Origin of the sequence: Polaribacter staleyi, assembly GCF_038024045.1 — a bacterium.
Taxonomy (GTDB): Bacteria; Bacteroidota; Bacteroidia; order Flavobacteriales; family Flavobacteriaceae; genus Polaribacter; species Polaribacter butkevichii.
In genome coordinates this window covers 3,567,501-3,586,992 of sequence record NZ_CP150665.1, presented here as the reverse complement: position 1 = coordinate 3,586,992, position 19,492 = coordinate 3,567,501, and the positions used below count along the sequence as shown (strand labels likewise).

Annotated in this window: 10 protein-coding genes (1 of these 10 running past the window's edge); 1 reads left to right on the top strand and 9 read right to left on the bottom strand. The window is 30.1% G+C overall.

The window, feature by feature from the left end; genetic code table 11:
* Positions 1–22 precede the first annotated feature (22 nt).
* The 9 genes from WHD07_RS14915 to WHD07_RS14875 all read right to left on the bottom strand — a co-directional run bounded on the left by WHD07_RS14915 (position 23) and on the right by WHD07_RS14875 (position 16,839).
* Entirely contained in the window at positions 23–1,198 is a 1,176-nt protein-coding gene (locus tag WHD07_RS14915; protein ID WP_343329042.1) for a hypothetical protein, read from the bottom strand.
* Between the two features lie 12 nt (positions 1,199–1,210).
* A complete protein-coding gene (locus tag WHD07_RS14910) occupies positions 1,211–2,785 on the bottom strand; it encodes a RagB/SusD family nutrient uptake outer membrane protein (protein ID WP_105050331.1) in 1,575 nt (524 codons plus the stop codon).
* Between the two features lie 6 nt (positions 2,786–2,791).
* Positions 2,792–6,025: a SusC/RagA family TonB-linked outer membrane protein gene (locus tag WHD07_RS14905; RefSeq protein WP_105050330.1), complete on the bottom strand. Its 3,234-nt coding sequence runs from the start codon at positions 6,023–6,025 to the stop codon at positions 2,792–2,794.
* 276 nt (positions 6,026–6,301) lie between these two features.
* Positions 6,302–6,676, bottom strand: a complete 375-nt coding sequence (locus WHD07_RS14900; RefSeq protein ID WP_105050638.1) for a cupin domain-containing protein — start codon at positions 6,674–6,676, stop codon at positions 6,302–6,304.
* 26 nt (positions 6,677–6,702) lie between these two features.
* Positions 6,703–8,982, bottom strand: coding sequence for an alginate lyase family protein (locus tag WHD07_RS14895; protein WP_343329041.1), 2,280 nt, complete (start codon positions 8,980–8,982; stop codon positions 6,703–6,705).
* A 434-nt stretch (positions 8,983–9,416) separates the two neighbouring features.
* A complete protein-coding gene (locus WHD07_RS14890) occupies positions 9,417–10,649 on the bottom strand; it encodes a T9SS type A sorting domain-containing protein (RefSeq protein WP_343329040.1) in 1,233 nt (410 codons plus the stop codon).
* A gap of 392 nt (positions 10,650–11,041) precedes the next feature.
* A complete protein-coding gene (locus tag WHD07_RS14885; protein WP_343329039.1) occupies positions 11,042–13,351 on the bottom strand; it encodes a chondroitinase-B domain-containing protein in 2,310 nt (769 codons plus the stop codon).
* A gap of 18 nt (positions 13,352–13,369) precedes the next feature.
* A complete protein-coding gene (locus tag WHD07_RS14880) occupies positions 13,370–14,290 on the bottom strand; it encodes a polysaccharide lyase family 7 protein (RefSeq protein WP_343329038.1) in 921 nt (306 codons plus the stop codon).
* Positions 14,291–14,457: 167 nt separating this feature from the next.
* Positions 14,458–16,839, bottom strand: a complete 2,382-nt coding sequence (locus WHD07_RS14875; RefSeq protein WP_343329037.1) for a polysaccharide lyase 6 family protein — start codon at positions 16,837–16,839, stop codon at positions 14,458–14,460.
* Positions 16,840–17,223: 384 nt separating this feature from the next.
* Between WHD07_RS14875 and WHD07_RS14870 the strand changes: the two genes are divergently transcribed.
* Positions 17,224–19,492, top strand: the 5' portion of a protein-coding gene (locus WHD07_RS14870) for a T9SS type A sorting domain-containing protein (protein WP_343329036.1). It continues 296 nt past the right edge of the window; only the first 2,269 of its 2,565 coding nucleotides appear in the window; its start codon is at positions 17,224–17,226; its stop codon lies beyond the right edge, outside the window.

Below are 19,492 nucleotides of genomic sequence, written 5' to 3'. Positions count from 1 at the left end.
AATATCTAATTTTAGATTTAAATTATTGTTTAACTATTATATCAAATGAATCTATTCTTATTTCATCATTTTTATTTCGTCCATAAATGATAACAGTTTCATTGTCTCCTGCCTCAAATGTAATTGCGTGTTTTTTAAAAACATCTGCAACTCTACCTGAACCAGTATCCGTTCTAGACGCAATAATGTTCTCTGCTAACAAAGATTCTGTATAAGAACCCGTTGTAGGCACTAAAACAGATACTGTCATTTCTCCGTCTGCACTATCTAAATTAAATGCACTAAAATAAGTTAACACATAAGTTGCCCCTGGTGTAACTTCTATTTCTTGATACATAGATCTTGTACCGTCTGAAGGAAATTTAGCTGCCTGTGTACCTTCTGGTAAAATTCCTTCTGATTTAGTGTTGATTTGAAAAACAGAACCCCATAATGAAGAACTAGGTGCTCTCCAAGAATCTCTACCATCTCCACTTCCATCAAACAAACTATTGTCTTCAAAACCAGGCTCTCCTATTTCTGGTACTGCAATTGTAGGTACTGCTTGATTAACGGTTATTAATTTTTCTGTATATGCAGATTTACCAAGGTTATCTGTTACAGTTAAACCAACTGTATACTCTCCTGGTTCTGGAAATGAAAAAATTAATTCTTGATCTTGCAATGTTGCATCTACTAATTCATCAATTTGAGTTTCTAAACCTGCTACAATTTGCGCTGATTCTTCTGAAACCTCATCTTTAGCCAATTGCAATTGAACTTGTAAGTCTGCTATTTGCGCTTCTAAAACATCAATCTTATCTTGATTTGCTTCGCAAGGTATTTTAAACTCTAGTTTTGCAATTTCTTTTTCTAATGCCACAACCGAAGCTAACTCTGCATCTATTGATTGCTTTAAAATAGGTAAATCTTTATTGATTAAAGTGACTCCTTCTGAAGGAGAAACTGACCAATCATAATGTGTACCGTTTACTGCTAAATTAGAACCTGCTTGAAAATTGAATTCGTACTTAGCCCATAACTCAACATCACTACAATCAAATTCTGAAGTGGTTACGTCTGTTACAGTGTAAAAAGGCGTTGGATTTGTAAAATCTTCTAAATCTCCAACTCCAGGTAAATCATCATTAACACAAGAGGCTAGAGATAAGAATGTCCCTAACACAATATATTTTAATTTAAACAAATGTTTTTTCATAATTATGCGTTTTTAGTATCCACTATTCTGTGAATAAAAATTAGGTAAATTGTCTATTTCTCTTTGAGGAAATGGAAGGTATTTTTTTGGACTTGTATAGTTTAAACTGTTTTCTGTAGAAAATTTTGTTAAAACCTCATCTGCAACACCAAACCTTACCAAATCATATAAACGTTGATTTTCATATACAAATTCAACCCTTCTTTCATCTAACAACTGCTGTTTTGTTAAGTTGGCAACTTCTTCTAAACCTGCTCTAAATCTAACTTCATTAAAAGCTTCAATTGCTCTAGAATCTGTAGTACTGTCATTGTTTCCCATTATTGCTTCTGCATATAACAACAACACATCTGCATATCTTAAAACAATCCAATCATTGTCTCCTATTTCTCCGTCTGTAGGAAATTTAGCATTAAAAGTATCATTGGTAATGTTTGTAGGGTCATAAGATAAAGCATCAATACTTGCATAAAATCTTACGGGTTGTAATTCTGGATTCATAACCTCTAAGAAATCTAAAGTTGCAATATTTACACCGTTAGATGGTCCTTGCAAAGTCATAGCAAAACTATGTGATTCAGAATCTGTTTCCACCTGGTCATTTAAACCACTATCACTAGTTACATAATTATCACTACTTACTAAGTCATAAGCGATAGAAAATATTACTTCGTTATTAATTTCAAATCCTGCATTGTTAGACCAAGATCCATCTAATACTCCGTCTGTGTATCCATCAGAAATTTGATTTCCGAATACATGACCATAATCTATAATTAGGTTTGCGTAATATTCTTGATCCGTTAAAACATCTGTGTTACCATCAAAATCTGCAGCATTACTTCGCTCTGTATACAATAAATTATATCCATAAGTACCATTGTTTTCTACAACAGATGCTAATAAAAGCTCTGCTTCAGAATAATTTGGATTTGGTTGACTTAAATATGCTTTAGCTGCTAAACAAATTGCAGCTCCTTTAGAGGGTCTATATCTATTTCTAGGCGCATCGTTTAAATAAGCTATAGAAGTTTTAAAATCATTTATAATTTTTTCATAAACCTCTGCCTCAGGTAATTGAGGATAATCTAATGCTTCTTCACTTGTAATATCTAAAACCTTGTCTATAAAAGGTACATTTTGGTAAGCTCTTACTAAATTAAAATGACATAAAGCTCTCATAAAATAAGCCTCACCAACAGTATATTGCTGACTTTCTGGAGCTAAAAAACGGTTATCGATAATAGTATTTGCATGTTTAATGGCATGCATATTATTAGAATAATATGTTGCAACATCTCCATTATTTGGATCTACATTATAAGCACTAATTGCAGGGAAATTTCCGTTTTCTGAATTTGCTCTTACATTATCTGATCTTAACTCTGTTAATAAGAATTCATTTGCAGGAATTTTTTGATAAGCATCTAAAACTCCGTTAGACAATGCTATAAAACCATCATCAGTTTGCAGTAATTCTTCTAGAGAAAGCGCCGTAGGGTTACTAAGGTCTAGTTCTGTTTCACAGCTTGTTAGCAAAGCCATAAAAGAAAAACAAACTATTATATTTTTATATATATTTTTCATAATTGATTAAAATTGAAAGTTAATACCTGCAGAAATTGTTTTAACCACGGGACCATCTCCTCTTTGATAACCTGCGGTTAACGGAGTATTTGCGTTATCTGATGTTTGACCAGCTGCTTCTGGATTAAATCCTTCATATCCCTTAGCTGTAAAGAATAATAAGTTTTCTCCTGTTAAATAAAATCTTAATTTATCAAAATTATATTTTGATGATAATGATTCTGGTAAAGTATATCCTATTGTTAAATTTCTTAAAGCTACAAAAGAAGCATCTTGTATGTGATCATCTGTAAATCTTCTATGAACCGTCATATCTTTATCCGGAAAATTAGAAACTTCATTTACTGCAGATTCACTCTCAAAATATAATTGATCTAAATCTGCTACTCTTACTTCTGCACCATGAGATCCTTGAACTTGAAAAGAGAAATCAAAATCATATAACGTAAAATCAGAATTAAATCCCCATTCGAAATCTGGATACGGACTACCTAACTCTGTTCTATCATCATCATCAATTACACCATCACCATTTAAATCTTTTACATATACATCTGCATATTTATTGTTAAATCTATTAAAAGGATTGTCTACCCATTCTAACGGAATTTCTTTATCATATACCCATCCATAAAAAGAAGTAATTGGTTGCCCAACTTTAGCAATAAACTCTGTAGGTCTTGTATCTTGATCTATTCTAGAAATAATTTGCTCATTATTACCTAAACTTTCTACGGTATTTCTATTTAAAGAAAATTGTCCAGATGCACTCCAACGAAAGTTTTCATTAGAAATAATTCTAGAACTTAATTCTAGCTCTACACCTTCATTTTTTACCTCACCAAGATTTTGCAACCAGTTATCTGTACCATAAGTAGCAGAAGTAGGTGCAAATAATAATAAATCTTCACTTGTTCTTGTATAATAATCTGCTGTTAAGCTTAAGAAACCTCCTCTACCAAATCTAACATCGATACCAGGGTTAAATTCTTTTAATTTTTCCCAACCAAGAATTTGGTTTGCCAAAGTAATTCCCTTAACACCAGTACTACCATTATAACTAACAGTACTAAATGCTTCTTCAAATCTGTATAAAGATTCAAAAATATTACTAGATATTTGATTCGATCCAGAAACCCCATAACTAGCTCTAATTTTAAGAGATGAAACGATATCATTTGATGGAAAAAACTTTTCGTTAGTTACTACCCAACCTAAAGATGCTGCTGGAAAAAATCCTGTTCTAGAATTTGGACCAAATCTTGTACTTGCATCACTTCTTACTGATAGTTGAAATAAGTATTTTTCATCATAATTATAATCTAATCTTCCAAAATACGAAACAAGTTTTTCGCTTGCGTTATCGGTATAAGTAGTACCACCATCTGCAACTGCAATATTATTATTAAAGTCGTTGGTATATCCTACTGCTTCAGATTCTTGTCTGTAATTATCACTCTGCATATATTCGAATCCAATAACTGGACTAAAGTTATGTTTTCCGATAGTTTTCTTATATCTAAGAAGCGATTCAAATGTATATTGATTTAACTCATCTCTTCTTTCTAATCTATAAGCTTCTTGATCTCTATTTTCTTGACCATATAAGTAGTCTGCTTCGTTAGATTTATTATGTCTAAAAACTCCAGATACCGTTTGTTTAAAATGAAGATCGTCTGCCAATTCAAATTCTATATAAGAAGATGCGTTTAAGCTTAATTTCTTTTTGGTTCTAGATCTTTCTAAAAAGTGCACTAATGGGTGTACGTTTTTAGTTGTAGATAAGGTTAAACCTCCAGAAGTTAAAGGGCTAACTGTTGGTAAACCTGTATTAGGATCTCTTGCAATTGCTCTAGGGTTGTTTGGATCTACTGTAAAAACATGATCGAAAGCTCTAGAAAAACCATAACTACCAACACCTAAGTTTTCAAATAATTTTCCTGCATCAGTAGAAACACCAACATCGGTAGAAAAATTAGTTACATATTTTAAATGCTCTTCATTTAAATATAAAGGCACATGCCCCATTTGTCTTAATGGATCTGTAAATCTAGCTGGTAACTTTTTTTGATCGTTATAATTTACACGAATACTAGCCCCATATTTAATTTTTTTATTTTTTGATTTACTGTCTATTTTTACCCTAACATTATATTTATTAAAATTATCTGTTAGTGCAATACCTTCATCTTCTAAATATCCTAAAGAAGCAGAATAACTTGTTAATTCAGACCCACCTCTTACTGCAAAAGAATGACTCTTTGTAAAACCACCATCAAAAACTTCGTCTTGTAGGTTTCTTTCTCCACCTCCTAATGATGCAATAAAATCCATAGCTTCTAACTCTGCATAAGCTGTATTATAATCGCCAATAATTCTACTATAGTTAATACTGTTTGGAGAAATTGCATCTACTGTACTTTGTAAACCATCTAATCTAGATCTTTCTTGAGCGATGGTTGTATTAAAGTTGTCGTTATTATCTGCATATCTATACCCTATATAAGTATTGTAAGAGAATCTTGTTTTACCAGCTATCCCTTTTTTAAGGGTTACTAATATTACCCCATTTGCACCACGAGAACCGTAAATAGCAACAGAAGAAGCATCTTTTAAAACACTTATAGACTCTATATTATTATTATCTATAGAACCTAAAATATCAGAATCTGTACCTAAAATAACACCATCAACCACAATTAAAGGAGAAGATGAACCAGTAACAGAACCAGGTCCTCTTAAAGTAATTTTAGGATCTCCACCTGCTTCTGAAGATACTACTTGAATTCTTAAACCTGCAACTCTACCTTTAAGAGCATCCTCTACACGAGATACTGCTTGGTTTTGAAGATCGTCTCCAGAAACCTTTGTTAAAGCACTTGTTACATTTTTTTGTTTTTGATTACCGTAACCAACCACTACAATTTCATCTAAAATATTAGAATCTTCTTCTAGTGCTACGTTAATTGTTTTTTGATTTGTAAAAGTTACCGTTTTAGTTTTGAAACCTAAGTAAGAAAACTGAATAACATCTCCAGGTTTAACGCTAATTTTATAATTACCATCAAAATCTGTACTTGTTCCTTTTATAGTTCCTACAAGGATAATATTGGCTCCTAAAATGGGCTCACTATCCGTTTTAGACATAACATTACCCGTAACTGTAACACTTTCTTGTGCAAAATTTACCGCACTAAAAAGAAGCATTGCAATAAATACTAGTGTAATTTTTAAGTTCATTATTAATTGTTTTGAATTATTTTTCTTTAAAAAAACATTTAATTTTCAAAAAAAGTCAATCTCCTTTTTAAATTAAATACTGCTAAATTTAAGTATCTATACACTATCAATTATTCCATAAAAACCTCTTTAAAAGGAATAAAAATAGCTATTAGTATATCTACTTTTTTACATGCTGCATCACAAAATACATGAGGGGAAAATCAACTGAATTTCCATATTCAAATAAAACTATTTTAACCTCTTGTAATGGCTAGCAGATTTTTCTTAATGATTCTATGCCTTATCTCCAAAATAAGATGGGCCTTCACCTGTTAAGAAATCTTCTCTTACCGGACTAAATGTATCTATTAATTGTCCTGCTTCTAAACAAACTGCACTGTGCAATAAATTAGGCTCTATGTAAACACCATCTCCTGCTTCTACAATTTTCTTTTCTCCATCAATTTCAAATTCGAATTTACCAGATACACAGTAAGTAGCTTGCGTATGAAAATGTTGATGTGGTGCACCTAATGCTCCTTTATCAAATTTTACACTTACCATCATAATTTGATTATCGTAACCTAAGAATTTTCTTGATACTCCACCTCCAAGTTCTTCCCATTCTAATTCTTTTGAAATAACATATTTGTCACTGAATCTATTCATTTTTCCCATTTTATTTTATTTTAAATTTATTTGTAATAATAAGAACCTACCCAAGTAAAATTCTTGTTGTTGATTTTTAAAGTATGTTTTGCTTCTTTAGAAGCATTTGTATTTGCTGTTATAAATAGTTTTGTATTACCTTTTAGAGTTGTAATAGAAATTACAGTATAGTCTACAGTATCTAAAACCACTTTTATTTCTTTAATATTACTTTTAGAGTTAATTGCTGATTCTGAAACAGGACTATAACTACCATGCGCCTCTATTGTTGATACAAAAAGTGTGTTTTTGGTGTTTTTTCTCCTTAGCATTATTGCAGCTTCTCTTCGTAAATTAAAATCTGGGTCATTAGCACCAATTCTTGTAAAAAGTATTTCATCTTTAGCATTAGAAATAGTTGATAAAGTATAAAACTTACCTTTATTTAACCAAGAGAATTTAGCGTTGCTTTCTTTAGATTTACCATTACCTTCTAAATATAAATGTTGATATCCGTTTTTACTCCCTAAAGGTTTTAATGTTTTTGGTATGGTATACTCGAAATTGGTATTTAAAACCTGCCCTAAAAAGTAATATGGAAAATCGTACTGATTTGCTTTATCAGAGCTTACTTTCATAATATCTAATACGTAAGGTTTTTCGAAATCTTCATCCTTAATAACCGCTACCGTTCTTTGCATATCTGTACCAGGATAGGTGTTGGTTACTTTTGCACTTGAAGCTTGTACATTTTTGTTATCCGAAGAAAAATAATGCAAGTCTGGATGATTTTGACTTCCTACTTCATATTTACCACCATAATGAGAAGTTTCATTTTGGGTTACAGTATTATGCGCTATGGTTTGTTTTGCCCAAGTTTTGTTTTCTTTTAAATAATTTCCACCACCTTTTTGTTCAATATTTACAAAACGAGCTAAACCATAATCCTGAATAACTTCATCTCCTTTTTCGTATAATGAGTATGATAATTTATCATAATGACCATGACTAGAACCTTGTGATGCGTATTTAAAAACAAGCTCAATATCTTCGTTTCTTAAAATAGCTACACCACCTTGTTTACCTTCTGGTCCGTCAGATAAATTAATAGACTTTTTTTCGAATGGTTTTGCTTTTCCATTTTTTATTCCCAATGCCACAGCTAAACCAGAATCGTCTAATAAAACTTTATTTTGCTCTGATGCAATTGTTAATAAACCCGCATCTTGTTTACCAAAATAATAAGAAATATCTACCGCAGTAACCAAAGCATCGTTGTAATAAGACATCCCTTTTTGACCATCATTTAATGGAAAAAAATCTCCATCTGCATCAGATAAATTTAAAAGTGCATTAATCGATTTTAAAAGCACTCCTTCTTTATATTCAAAAATCTTTAATTCTGGCTTTACATTATGTAGTCCTTCTGCAAAAACTAAAAAAGGATACATGGCATAACGTTGATAATAAGGCCCTTCATTATAATATCCGTCAGGAGAAAAAGGTTCTTCTATATTTGCTAAAAAACCAGCTTTACCATCTTTATTTAAAAAACCACCATCATCATCTTTTTCTTTGGTATCTAATTTTAAATCTTTAATTCCGTACAAAGCACGATCAATTAATTCTGCATCATTCATAACCAAACCAATCATACCAACCGCTGCATTACCCCAAGTACTATGATTGTGAACTCTTTGGTAAAACTGAGGACTATCTACAGAAATATGATCTGCAAAGGGTTTAAATAAGTTTGTTTCTAATTTATTGCGTTCTTCTTCTGATAAATAATTATACACACAATCATAAGCTTGACTTACATAAACCAACCAGTTTGCATCGTTTAAACATTGCCAAAACAACTTACCTCTTGCATACGATCTTGTTTTTGGGTGCAATGGTAAAGTTTTATACATCGCTTCATATTGCATTAACATGTCTTTTACATACTTTGCATATTTTTCATCATTTAAAATTTGATATAAAACACCTGCTTTCTGTAATACGATCATGTTACGTTTATGACGAACATGTGTATAACCACCAGAATAATCTAAAGGTATTGGAGTCTCTATTCCCAAGGCAATTTCTGCGTCTATTTCTTCTTTTACCGCTTTTAATGTATTATCAAAAACAGGAATAGTACCTAATTGCGCTCTAATATCTTTAACTCCTTGTGCCGTTAAAATTAAATTAGGATGTTGGTTTGAAGTTGAAGTAGCCTTTTTGCTATCTGAAACAGTAGTTGTTTCTTTATTGCATGAAAACATTGTAAAAACAATGATTACAAGTGCAAAATTTAATAGTATGTGCTGTTTTAATTTCATGTTTATTTTTTAGCAATAATTTTTATATCTTTTTATCAATTTCTTATCTTAACCAAGTATTTTTTGCTTTTTGTAACACAAAATTTGCTAAATCTATAAAGCAACCAATTGTTACATATATTACAAAAAACTTATTACTCTAATGTATTTAACTTTTCTAAATCATTTTTAGAGTTAAATTCCAATAAACCTACTCAAAAAAAAACTATAATAATTGATGATAAATCTATTAACTACAGCATAAACATTAAATTGGTTTACCAAATTGGTTTACCAAATATATGCTTATTTGATATTTTAACAAAATAATAAGATAGAAATAAATGGATTTAACATAAATAAGCTTGTAAAAAGTAACTTTTAATAAAAAACAGAGCAAAAAAAAGCCCATCTAATAAAATAAATGGGCTTTATAAAGTAACTAATTCAAAAAATTACTCAATAATTATTTTCTTAGAACCTACAAGTTTATCACTCATAACCTTTAAAACATATATACCTTTAGATAAGTTAGAAACATCAATTTTATTATTTATTAAATTTGATGCAGAAACCACTTTCTTACCAATTAAATTATAAATTTCGATTGCTGTAATATTTTCTGCTGATGTAATTTGAACAAACTCTCTAGCTGGATTTGGAGAAATGCTAATTTGTGATGAAAAAACATCGTTAACAGAAGCTGTTGCATCAGTAGCAACCGTTAATTCATCAGAATAATTAAACGCTTTATCAACAGTATATATTTTATAATAAGTTCCGGCAACATGGGTATCTGTAAATGAAGTTTCTGTACCTAGATAAGCCACCGTACCTGTTAAACCATCTGTACCATTTGTAGTTACACTTCCCAGTGCATAAATACCATTTTGGTTAGGATCGTTATCTGCATTTGGCTCTGTTGCATATTTAAAAACCACATAGCCTCCGCCATCTACACCATCAGAAGGAGCTGTCCAACTTACAGTAGCAGTACCGCTATTATTTTCATAATTACCCACAGTTACAGCACCAGGAACTACATCATCATAAGCACCAGAATAAACAACAAAATCATCAAAAGAAATTAACGGTTTATCTTCACCTTTTTCTCCTCCTAACCTTGCAACAGCCCAGTTTACAACATTATAAGTATCATTTGTTGTAACGGTTCCATAAGTTTTTGTCCAAGTATTAACAGCAAAAGTACTTACGTCTGTTCTGTTTGTAGTTTTCCCCCCAGATGTTTTATTTAAATAAATACCTGGTTTTAAATTTCCTTCTGCAATTACTTCTGGTGATTTATAAAAAAATTGAATTGTATATTCTGTATCAACTGCCATTGCATTAGGCGCAACGGTTGATGGTACTTGAAGACGTGCATTGTCTTTATCATTATTTAATTGAGCTTGTACAGAAAAATTACCTGTTCTGGCATCTGCAGGCGTATCTAAAATACTTTCATCTGTAGTACCACCTGTTGTAGAAATAGACCAAGTTGGCGAAGGATCTGTTGCGCTAGAACCTTGACTAGATAATTTTCCAGCTGTTTGATTTTCTAATCCTCCATCCATTATAGCAAATTCTCCTATAACTTGTTGACTCCATCCATAATTAATGCAAAAACAGCATACCATTAAGGTAAATAATGTATTTATTTTTTTTGTGAAAAGTAATGTTTTTTTCATACGTATAAATTTTAGATGTAAATAAAAAATTGGTTTACCAAATTGGTTTACCAAATTGGTTTACCAAAAATACAAATAAAAATGAATTATCAAAATTTATTACGAGTTATTTTAAACAATTGATAAAGAAACTATTAAAAAAATAACTATTCTTAGATAGCACGAACTAACCTAATTCTCTTTCTCACTAAAATCTTAGCCTTTTAACAATAAATTTTATTTTTATAAATTAGAAATTGTGGCTAAATAAGATAATCCACTTGTTTATAATTGACATATATTGATAAAAATTAACTATCTAAACAAAATAATACAAAGCTAATAATTGGGCATAAAAAAAATCCTACAAAGCAATAAAGCATTGTAGGATTTTGTTTCTAAAACAGATGTTATTAATACATCAATTTCATTACTAAATTTTCTTCAGTTTTTATTTTACCAGAATTACTTAATGTATTTTTAGATTCTACATTATTTTTTGCTCCCCATAAAATAGAAACATATTTAACTTTATTATTTTTAAATACATTTTTAGTAATATTAACATTTACAATACCTCTATGATTTAATAACATACCGTTTTTTTCTTTGCTTCCACAATTTGTAAAAGTACTATTAGCTATTAATAAGTTTCCACCAATAGTAGACTCATCATAACCACCTCTATAATAATCTATGACGTTTTGCTGTACGTTTGTAAAGTTGCAATTTTCAATAGTTAAATATTCTGTATTGTAATCTCCTCTATCATTTGTTTCTTCAGATAATTCAATTCCGTTTTCACAATTAGAAATTAACGTATTTGTAAAAGTAATTGTTTCTGCAAATGTTTGTTTGTAAGCTTTTAAAACATAATTAAAGTTATTAATTTCACATCCGGTTACACTTAAACCAAAATGATTAAACATGTTTTCTTTTAAACTTGCAAAAAGTAATTGTTTACCATTTCCTGTAAGTACAATGTTTTTGATATTTAAAATACCATAAGGATTCAATTCAAATGCTGGTCCGTTCTCTAATCCTGTAAAAACAATTTCTGCTTTTTCATTTTCTTTAGATTGAAGTGTAATTGTTTTATTAATTACAATCGATTTATCAACCGTATATTTACCTGCGCTTAAAGCTATAATATCTCCTGGATTTGCTACTGCAATTTTTTCTTCTAAATCTCCTTTAGCAGTTGTAGCCACAATAACTGTAGGTTCTTTAGCTTCTATTACATTAGAATACCAGTTTGCTCCATATTTTGTTTTATCTAAAATTAAAGGGTCTTTTAACTTACCTTGAATGGTTGCTCCAATAGAATTTGATTTTGTTCTAGAATTCCCAAAAAGATCTTCGGTAATGGTATCAAAACCAAACCCATCATAAATCTCTAAACCACTTTCTAATTGAGGAATGTAGATGTTTTCACTTAATTTTGTTAACTCAAATTTACTTGCTTGTATTCTTTTAGCATTATCAAAATCTACACCCTGATTATTAATAATGTTATTTTTAAAAGTTACACCATCAGCTTTATCATGTTCTATAATAGGGTTTTTATCTCCTGTTTTATTATAAATTACATTATTTGCAACAACAGTTCTTAATGCTCTTGCAGAACGAATTTCTGATTTTGGCAACACTGCGGCTTGTGCAATATTTGTTCCAACACCAAATTGCCAAGGCGATTTACAGTTTACATAAGTATTATAAGCCACTACAACATCTGTTACTTGATTATATCTGTTTAATGGAGATTTAGGAATTCCGTTCATAACGGCTAACGGACTTCTAAAATTTTCTCCAATAATATTATAAAAATAGTTATTGATAATCCAGTGACCTGTGTTTACAATTCTAATTCCACCAAATTGTTTATTAATACCATCACCAATAAAATAATTCCCATCAATGGTAGCATAATTACCATGACGAGTAACTACAGAACCCTCACTTTTATAGAAGACATTGTTTTTAATGATATTAAAATTTGTTTTACTAGAAATAATTTCAACTTCACCATTACATTCTTCAAATAAATTATTTGCAATCGTTGTGTTACTTGGCGACATAGATGTAAAACTACTTCCTAATTGTATAGATTCTCCTCTAGCTCCACCTTTTCTTGGTCTTGGCCCAAAATGATTATTTATAATTTTGTGGTAATTTCTAATACTTTGGTTTCCTTTTAAATCTACTCTTACTGTTGGTCCTCCGTTTGTTTTACCAGCAATATAACAATTACTTAATTCGTTGTGTGTACCATAAAACTGAACCCATAAATCATCTTTATCTCTCTGTAATTGGTTATAATCTAAAATTACACAATTAGTAACTTTACTATAATTTGCTACTTTATGTTCTGTTACTCTAAAAGCAATAGCGTCTTTTGTTGGCGAATACCCTTTTCTAAAATAAAGTCCGCTTACTTGCAGGTAAGAACCACCAATTTCTAAATTAGAAACCCCTTCTATAAAAACTTTACCTGGTGTTTCTGCTTTTAAAACAATAGGCTTTTCTTTTGTTCCATCACCTATAAACTCTATTTCTACATTTTTGTAGGTTCCGTTCTTAATAACAATAACATCACCTGCTTTTGCATTTTTTGTTGCTTCAATTAATTCTGAATTATTACCTACTATAATTTCATTTGTAACATTTTCTTTACAAGAAAGAAGTGTTAAAAATAAACTGATAATTAGAAATGATTTTTTCATAAAAATTTATATAAATGATTAATGTGATACTGATAAAGAATAATATTTTAATTTAGAAAAAGCACCCGAATCTGTTGTATTCAGATAATTTCCTGCTTTGTAATAATTTTGAAAAGGCCATTTGGCTAAACTTATGTCTTCATAAATATAAGGATTTTCATTGTTTAGTTGTAATTCAATTTTTCCTTTAGTTGCCTTAATACTAAATTGAAACTCATTAAAACCTACGGTACCCATATTGTATTTTTCGTCAGTCCAAGTACTACTAGATACATCTAATAGATTATTTCCTGTTGTATTTTCGTTTACCAAAGATTTTTTATAAACCCATAAATCTCCATCAATCCAGGTCATTTTTATTAAAGGTGGACCATTATTTGATGAAAAACCATATTTTTGCATATCTTCAATAGAAATAACACCATGAATTTGCATTACAATTACTCTATGATATTCACTAGAAGATGATTTGTCTTTAGAGACTTCTAGCATTTTCAATTTCCCTACTATAGTTCCTCCGGTTTCTAAAGTCCAATTAACTTTAGAGTCAGAAGGCTTAATTAACTCTCTTAATTCAGTTCTAGAATACTTACTATTAGCTGTAGCGTTTAATGGAAATGCATAAAAAACAATAGAAGCATCTGTTGTATCATCATACATGTAGGGTTGTACAGCTTTTATAGTTCTGTATTTTCCATTTATTAATTCATCTGGTTTATATTCATCCGGACTACCATTGTTATCTTCATCTACAGGTAAAGTTACTTTCCAATTAGAAAAATCTATATCTGCATAATTTACCAAATTGTCTCCCTCATTATTATCTTCTTCTTCAATTTTAACGGGTAATTCTTCTATAGCATCATCTTTAGAAGTACAACAAATCAGCGTAAAAAAACTTAAGAAAGTAAAAACTAAAACTGTTTTTTTGAGAATCATAAAAAATGCATATAATTGGTTTACCAAATTGGTTTACCAAATATATGCACTTAATTTGATTTTAAAAAATTTAGAGCGGAAAATTTAGAGCAGATGTTGTTTTCATGCCTTAATCATCAGAAAAAATAACAAATTGATTATTAAGTAGTTTTAAATAAAAACAGTCCTTAATTAATGAGACCTATCGTATCAATATTATTATTTTTCTTTAATAACAAAGATTTTTTACTAGGGATAAAAAGAGCTTTATCTTCCCATTTTGGGTTTTTATAAAGTATATTTTCTTTTTTAGCTTTGCCGCTTATTTTTACAAAACCGCTGTTATAAATTAAACAATTAGAAATACTATTATTTGATCCTTTTAAAGAAATAGGAGTTGTAACTTTAAAACTGTTTTCAAAAACAGAATTTGTAATTTCTACACTTCCAATTCCGTCTGTTCTAATAATTTTACCTTTTTCATCATTATAAACATTACTAAAAATAGAATTTTTTACAATTAAATTTCCTCCTGGTATTTCTGGGGTTACCGTTTTTCTGTAATAGTTTATAGCTGCTTCTTCAATATTTTCAAAAATAGAATTGTCTATAATAATAGTATTTGCATTGTATTTACCCATAATATCTTTATCATAAGATAAATTTAAACCTCTATAATTATTTTTAAAAATAGCGTTTTTAAAACTTAAAGTATCTGCTTGTGTACCATTATAAGCCTTAAAAACACTTCCTCCTTTTTTGTTTGTAAAGTTTTGAAACGTAACATGTTCTACAAACAAGTTATACAACCCTGCTTCTTGTTTATCCGGAGAAACAATAGCATATTTTAAATTAGAATTTTCTCCATCTAAAATAGCATTTTTAAGATTTAAATGAACTCCTTCGTTAACTCTAATAAGATAATCAATAGGTTTATCTAAATCTTTTTTTGCTTTTATAATTGTTTCTCCATTTTTGTCTCCAACAATTGTAATATTTTTAGAAACTTTAATTTTCTTTTCTAAAATATACGCTCCAGAAGTTAAATTTAATATAGATCCTGGTGCTGCTTTATCAATTGCTTTTCTTAGTGTTTCTATACCTGGTGCCACCGAAATTTCAACAGGTTTTACAATTGGAGCAACAATAGTAGGTGTCCAAGTTGTACCTGCTCTTAACTTTAAAGCCTTGGGTAGTTTTTTAGAATCTAAATTAAAAGCACCTGCAGTAAACACTTTACGAACAGCATTGGTAATATCCTTATTAAAACTTTTATCATTTTTAGAAGTAACTAGTAAATTTTGGTTATTTGCTGTAGGTATAAGAAAAGCCCCAAGTTCCTTCCAATCTATTTTTGTAGCGATAAAACCTTCTAAATTTTGTTTTGTAGGTACATCTATATAATTGTTCTTAAAGTTAATGCCAGAAACATCATCAACAAACAAAATGTTATTACCCGTTTTGGTATTATAAATTAAGTTATTAGAAAAGTTAGTATTAATAGGAGCTAACGTTTTTTCGGAATCTTTACCTTCTCCAAAAGAAATAGGCCCCGAATTTATAATTGTATTATTCTGAATATCTACATTTTTAACTTGTTCATACCTATTTAAAGGCGAATTTGGTACACCATTCATAACTACAATTGGTCCTCTAAAACCATCACCTTCTAAACCAACAAATAAATTATTTCTAATGATATGATTAGAATTTATAATTCTAACTCCCCCTGTTTTAGAAACACCATTTCCTAAAAACACATTTCTTTCTACTAACGCATTATCACCATGCCTAAGAGTTAAAGCACCTTTACTACCTACAAATAAGTTATCTCTATAAATATTGTCTCCAGACTTGTTAGAAATAATTTCTATCTCTCCATCACAATTGGCAAAAACATTTCTTTCTACTAAAGTTTTCGAAGATTTTTTAGAGTTGGTACTGGTACCAATTCTAATGGTTTCACCTCCATTTGTACCTAATTCTTCTCGTGGTCCAAAAATATTATTATCTATTCTATGATTATTTTCTGTATGTTCTTGTCCTTTAAGCCAAACAACCAAAGTTGTACCCGGACTCGTTTTTCCTGTAAAGTTATTATGATCAACTCTATTATTCTTACCCCAAAGGTCTACCCAATGATCTTTTATTCCATCATCAACGGTAACATAAGAAATAGTACAATTTGTTAAACGGCAGTTGTTAGCAAAAGTTTTTGAATCTTTTTTAAACTGTACAACCGATTTATAGGATGAATGCCCATCTTTAAACCATAAACCAGTTACAATTACATATTCTCCATAAATATTTAAAGTAGAATTACCTGTTATAATTACTTCTCCAGGAACTTCCGCTTTTATTAAAATTGGTTTTCCTTCTTCACCTTTTCCAAATGCATTTAATTCAACATCTTGCCAAACTCCTTTTTTTAACACAATTATATCTCCGGCTTTTGCTGATTTAATAGTGTTATTGTATTCTGTAATATTAGACACTATTTGTTCTTGAGCAGAAAAATTAACAGTTCTTAAAGTAAAAATAATAATAAGTATAAAGACAAAGTTTTTCATAAAAATGATAATTAAATATAGATATTGTAAATCCAAAAAAATAAATCAGTTTCAAAAAATAAACTGGTAAACCAATTTGGTTAACCAAATATACAAATTTATATCAAATAAAAAAAACACTACTTTATCATTTCTAATTTAACTAAATCTTCCCGTTTAGTGATTAGTTTCTAAACATTGTTAAAAATAAATAGAAACTAATACTTTCCTTTAAATATATAGGTTATAAAAACAACTCCCCCCTCTAGTTACTAAGCAATAAGAATACACTAACAACTACAATTTGTAAAACAGTGTAAATACTTTTATTAAAGGAGGATTCGCCTGTACTTGGAGTTAAAAGAAGAAACTAAATTTGAAAGACTAATCAAATACCTAAAAATTATGAAAACAACTACACAATTTATCCTTGTAGCACTATTACTAATAACCAATGTAGTAAGTGCACAAATTTACAAAGACACTATTATTCAAGTAAAAGAACGTAAATTAAATTACGAATATGATATACAATGGACTAAACCAAGATTAGCTAAAGAAATTAATATTTTTATAGAAGATCAATACAAACCAACATTAAAATCTTCTGCACAAATAAAATCTATATTAGATAAAATTCCATTATCAGAAAATGCATGTAAAAATGGTGGTTTCGAAGATGCTTATGCTGGATGGACAGGTATAGGATTAAAACATTCTATACAAACGTTACCTATAGAAAACGGATTAATTTTAAACCCAGGTGTAGCAGCTTTACCTTTTACAGGTCCTGCACATGGTCAAAATCATACATCCATTCAGCTTTCTGGTCTAGACCCTATAATATCAACAGCTAGTCCATCTTATCCGTTACAAAGAACTGCACCCGGTACATCAGGAACAAAATCTTTACGTCTAGGTAATGATGCCGCAGGCCACAGTGCAGAAGCAGTAGCAAAACGTTTTGTAGTTACAGCAGAAAATGCTAAATACTATTTTCAATATGCTATAGTAATGGATAAAAGTCATTCTGGAACCAATGGAGATGCCAACGGATCTGAAGTGTTTTTTGCCGCAGAAGCAGTAGATATGTCTGGTAATACTATAGATAAAATAATAGATATAGGTAACCCAAGTAACCCATTTATTAATGCCGTAAATTCTGGAAGAACTTATTATAGAGACTGGCGTTGTGCATATTTAGACTTATCTAGTAAAATAGGTCAAGAGGTTGTTGTAATGTTTATTAATTCAGATTGTTCTGCAGGTGGTCATAAAGGGTATACCTATATAGATGATGTATGTAAAGAATGTAAAAACACCAATGAAGGTTATATCGATTTAGATTTAAAAGGAAAAGAATGTATCGATGAAAAAAACACATATGGTGGTAGTTTTGATGTTCCTAAAGGTGCAGTTAATGTAAATATATCCCTAGATATTTATCAAAGTAACACAATCGTTACAACAAATAATACACCTACAATTACATCAAATAACTATTCGTTTAATATCTCAGCAGCATTGTTTCCAAACCAAACTTCAGGTACATGTTACGATATAGTAACTAAATTAACTTTTGATTTAGTAGATTTAAATGGAAATTTACAAACATTAACACAATATTCTTCAAATCCAGTATTAGGAGTTCAAGATGGACAAACATCTGGAATAAATAATGATGTTTGTTTTTGTGATAATAATGATGGAGCTTATTGTTGTGATGCTACAAACTTAGCCGACAATGCAAACTTTGAAGCAGGAAACACAGGTTTTTCTAGCGATTATTCTCAAACAGCTACAACATTTCCAGGAGAATACAATGTAACAACAACAGCAGTGGCATTTGGAACTACTATTACAGATCATTCTTTTTGTGCAGACCCAACAACCTATGCAGGCAATAATAAATTTATGGTTGTAAACGGAAAAACCCAACAAGTCGGATCAAGTACCGTATGGGAACAAACACTAACAGGACTAGAAAAGGGAAAAACTTATAAAGTGTGTGCTAATTTTAAGAATATGCCACAATGTACTTTTGATATAAAACCAGAAGTAACTTTAGAAGCAGGCAGTTCAAACACAATCTTTACCGTTAACACACCACCAACAGATCCTTGTGCATGGCAAACAGAAACTATTAACTTTACAGCAACAGGCACTACAGAAACAGTTAAGATAATTCTAAATGAAACAGGTAATGGAGATGGAAACGATTTAGCCATAGATGATATTTATGTAGGCGAAGTAGAAGAGCCTAATTTAGCAATCACTATAGAACATGATGGTCTTACAAAAGATATTACTGGTTCATTAAATTCAAGCGGAACAACAGATGATACTTTACATGGAAACTGTATAGATTACCATTGGTATGTTGCAGAAGTATCTTCATATCCTTCTATAGTAATAGATTGGAGCACCTTTGCACATGGTAATAACACTGGTAGTAATTTGCCTCCATTTGCAGGTACAACATCAACAAATACATGGAGTTTAACAACTAATTATCCTGGCTATACCTTTAATGATAATAAGTTATATATCATAGGAATGTACACACCAGCTTGTGGATGTTATGATAGCGGTTTTACTTATCAATTAACATTTAATAGCAAAACTAATAAAGCAGGATTAACAGACGGTCAAGAACAAGAAATCATTGACGCTA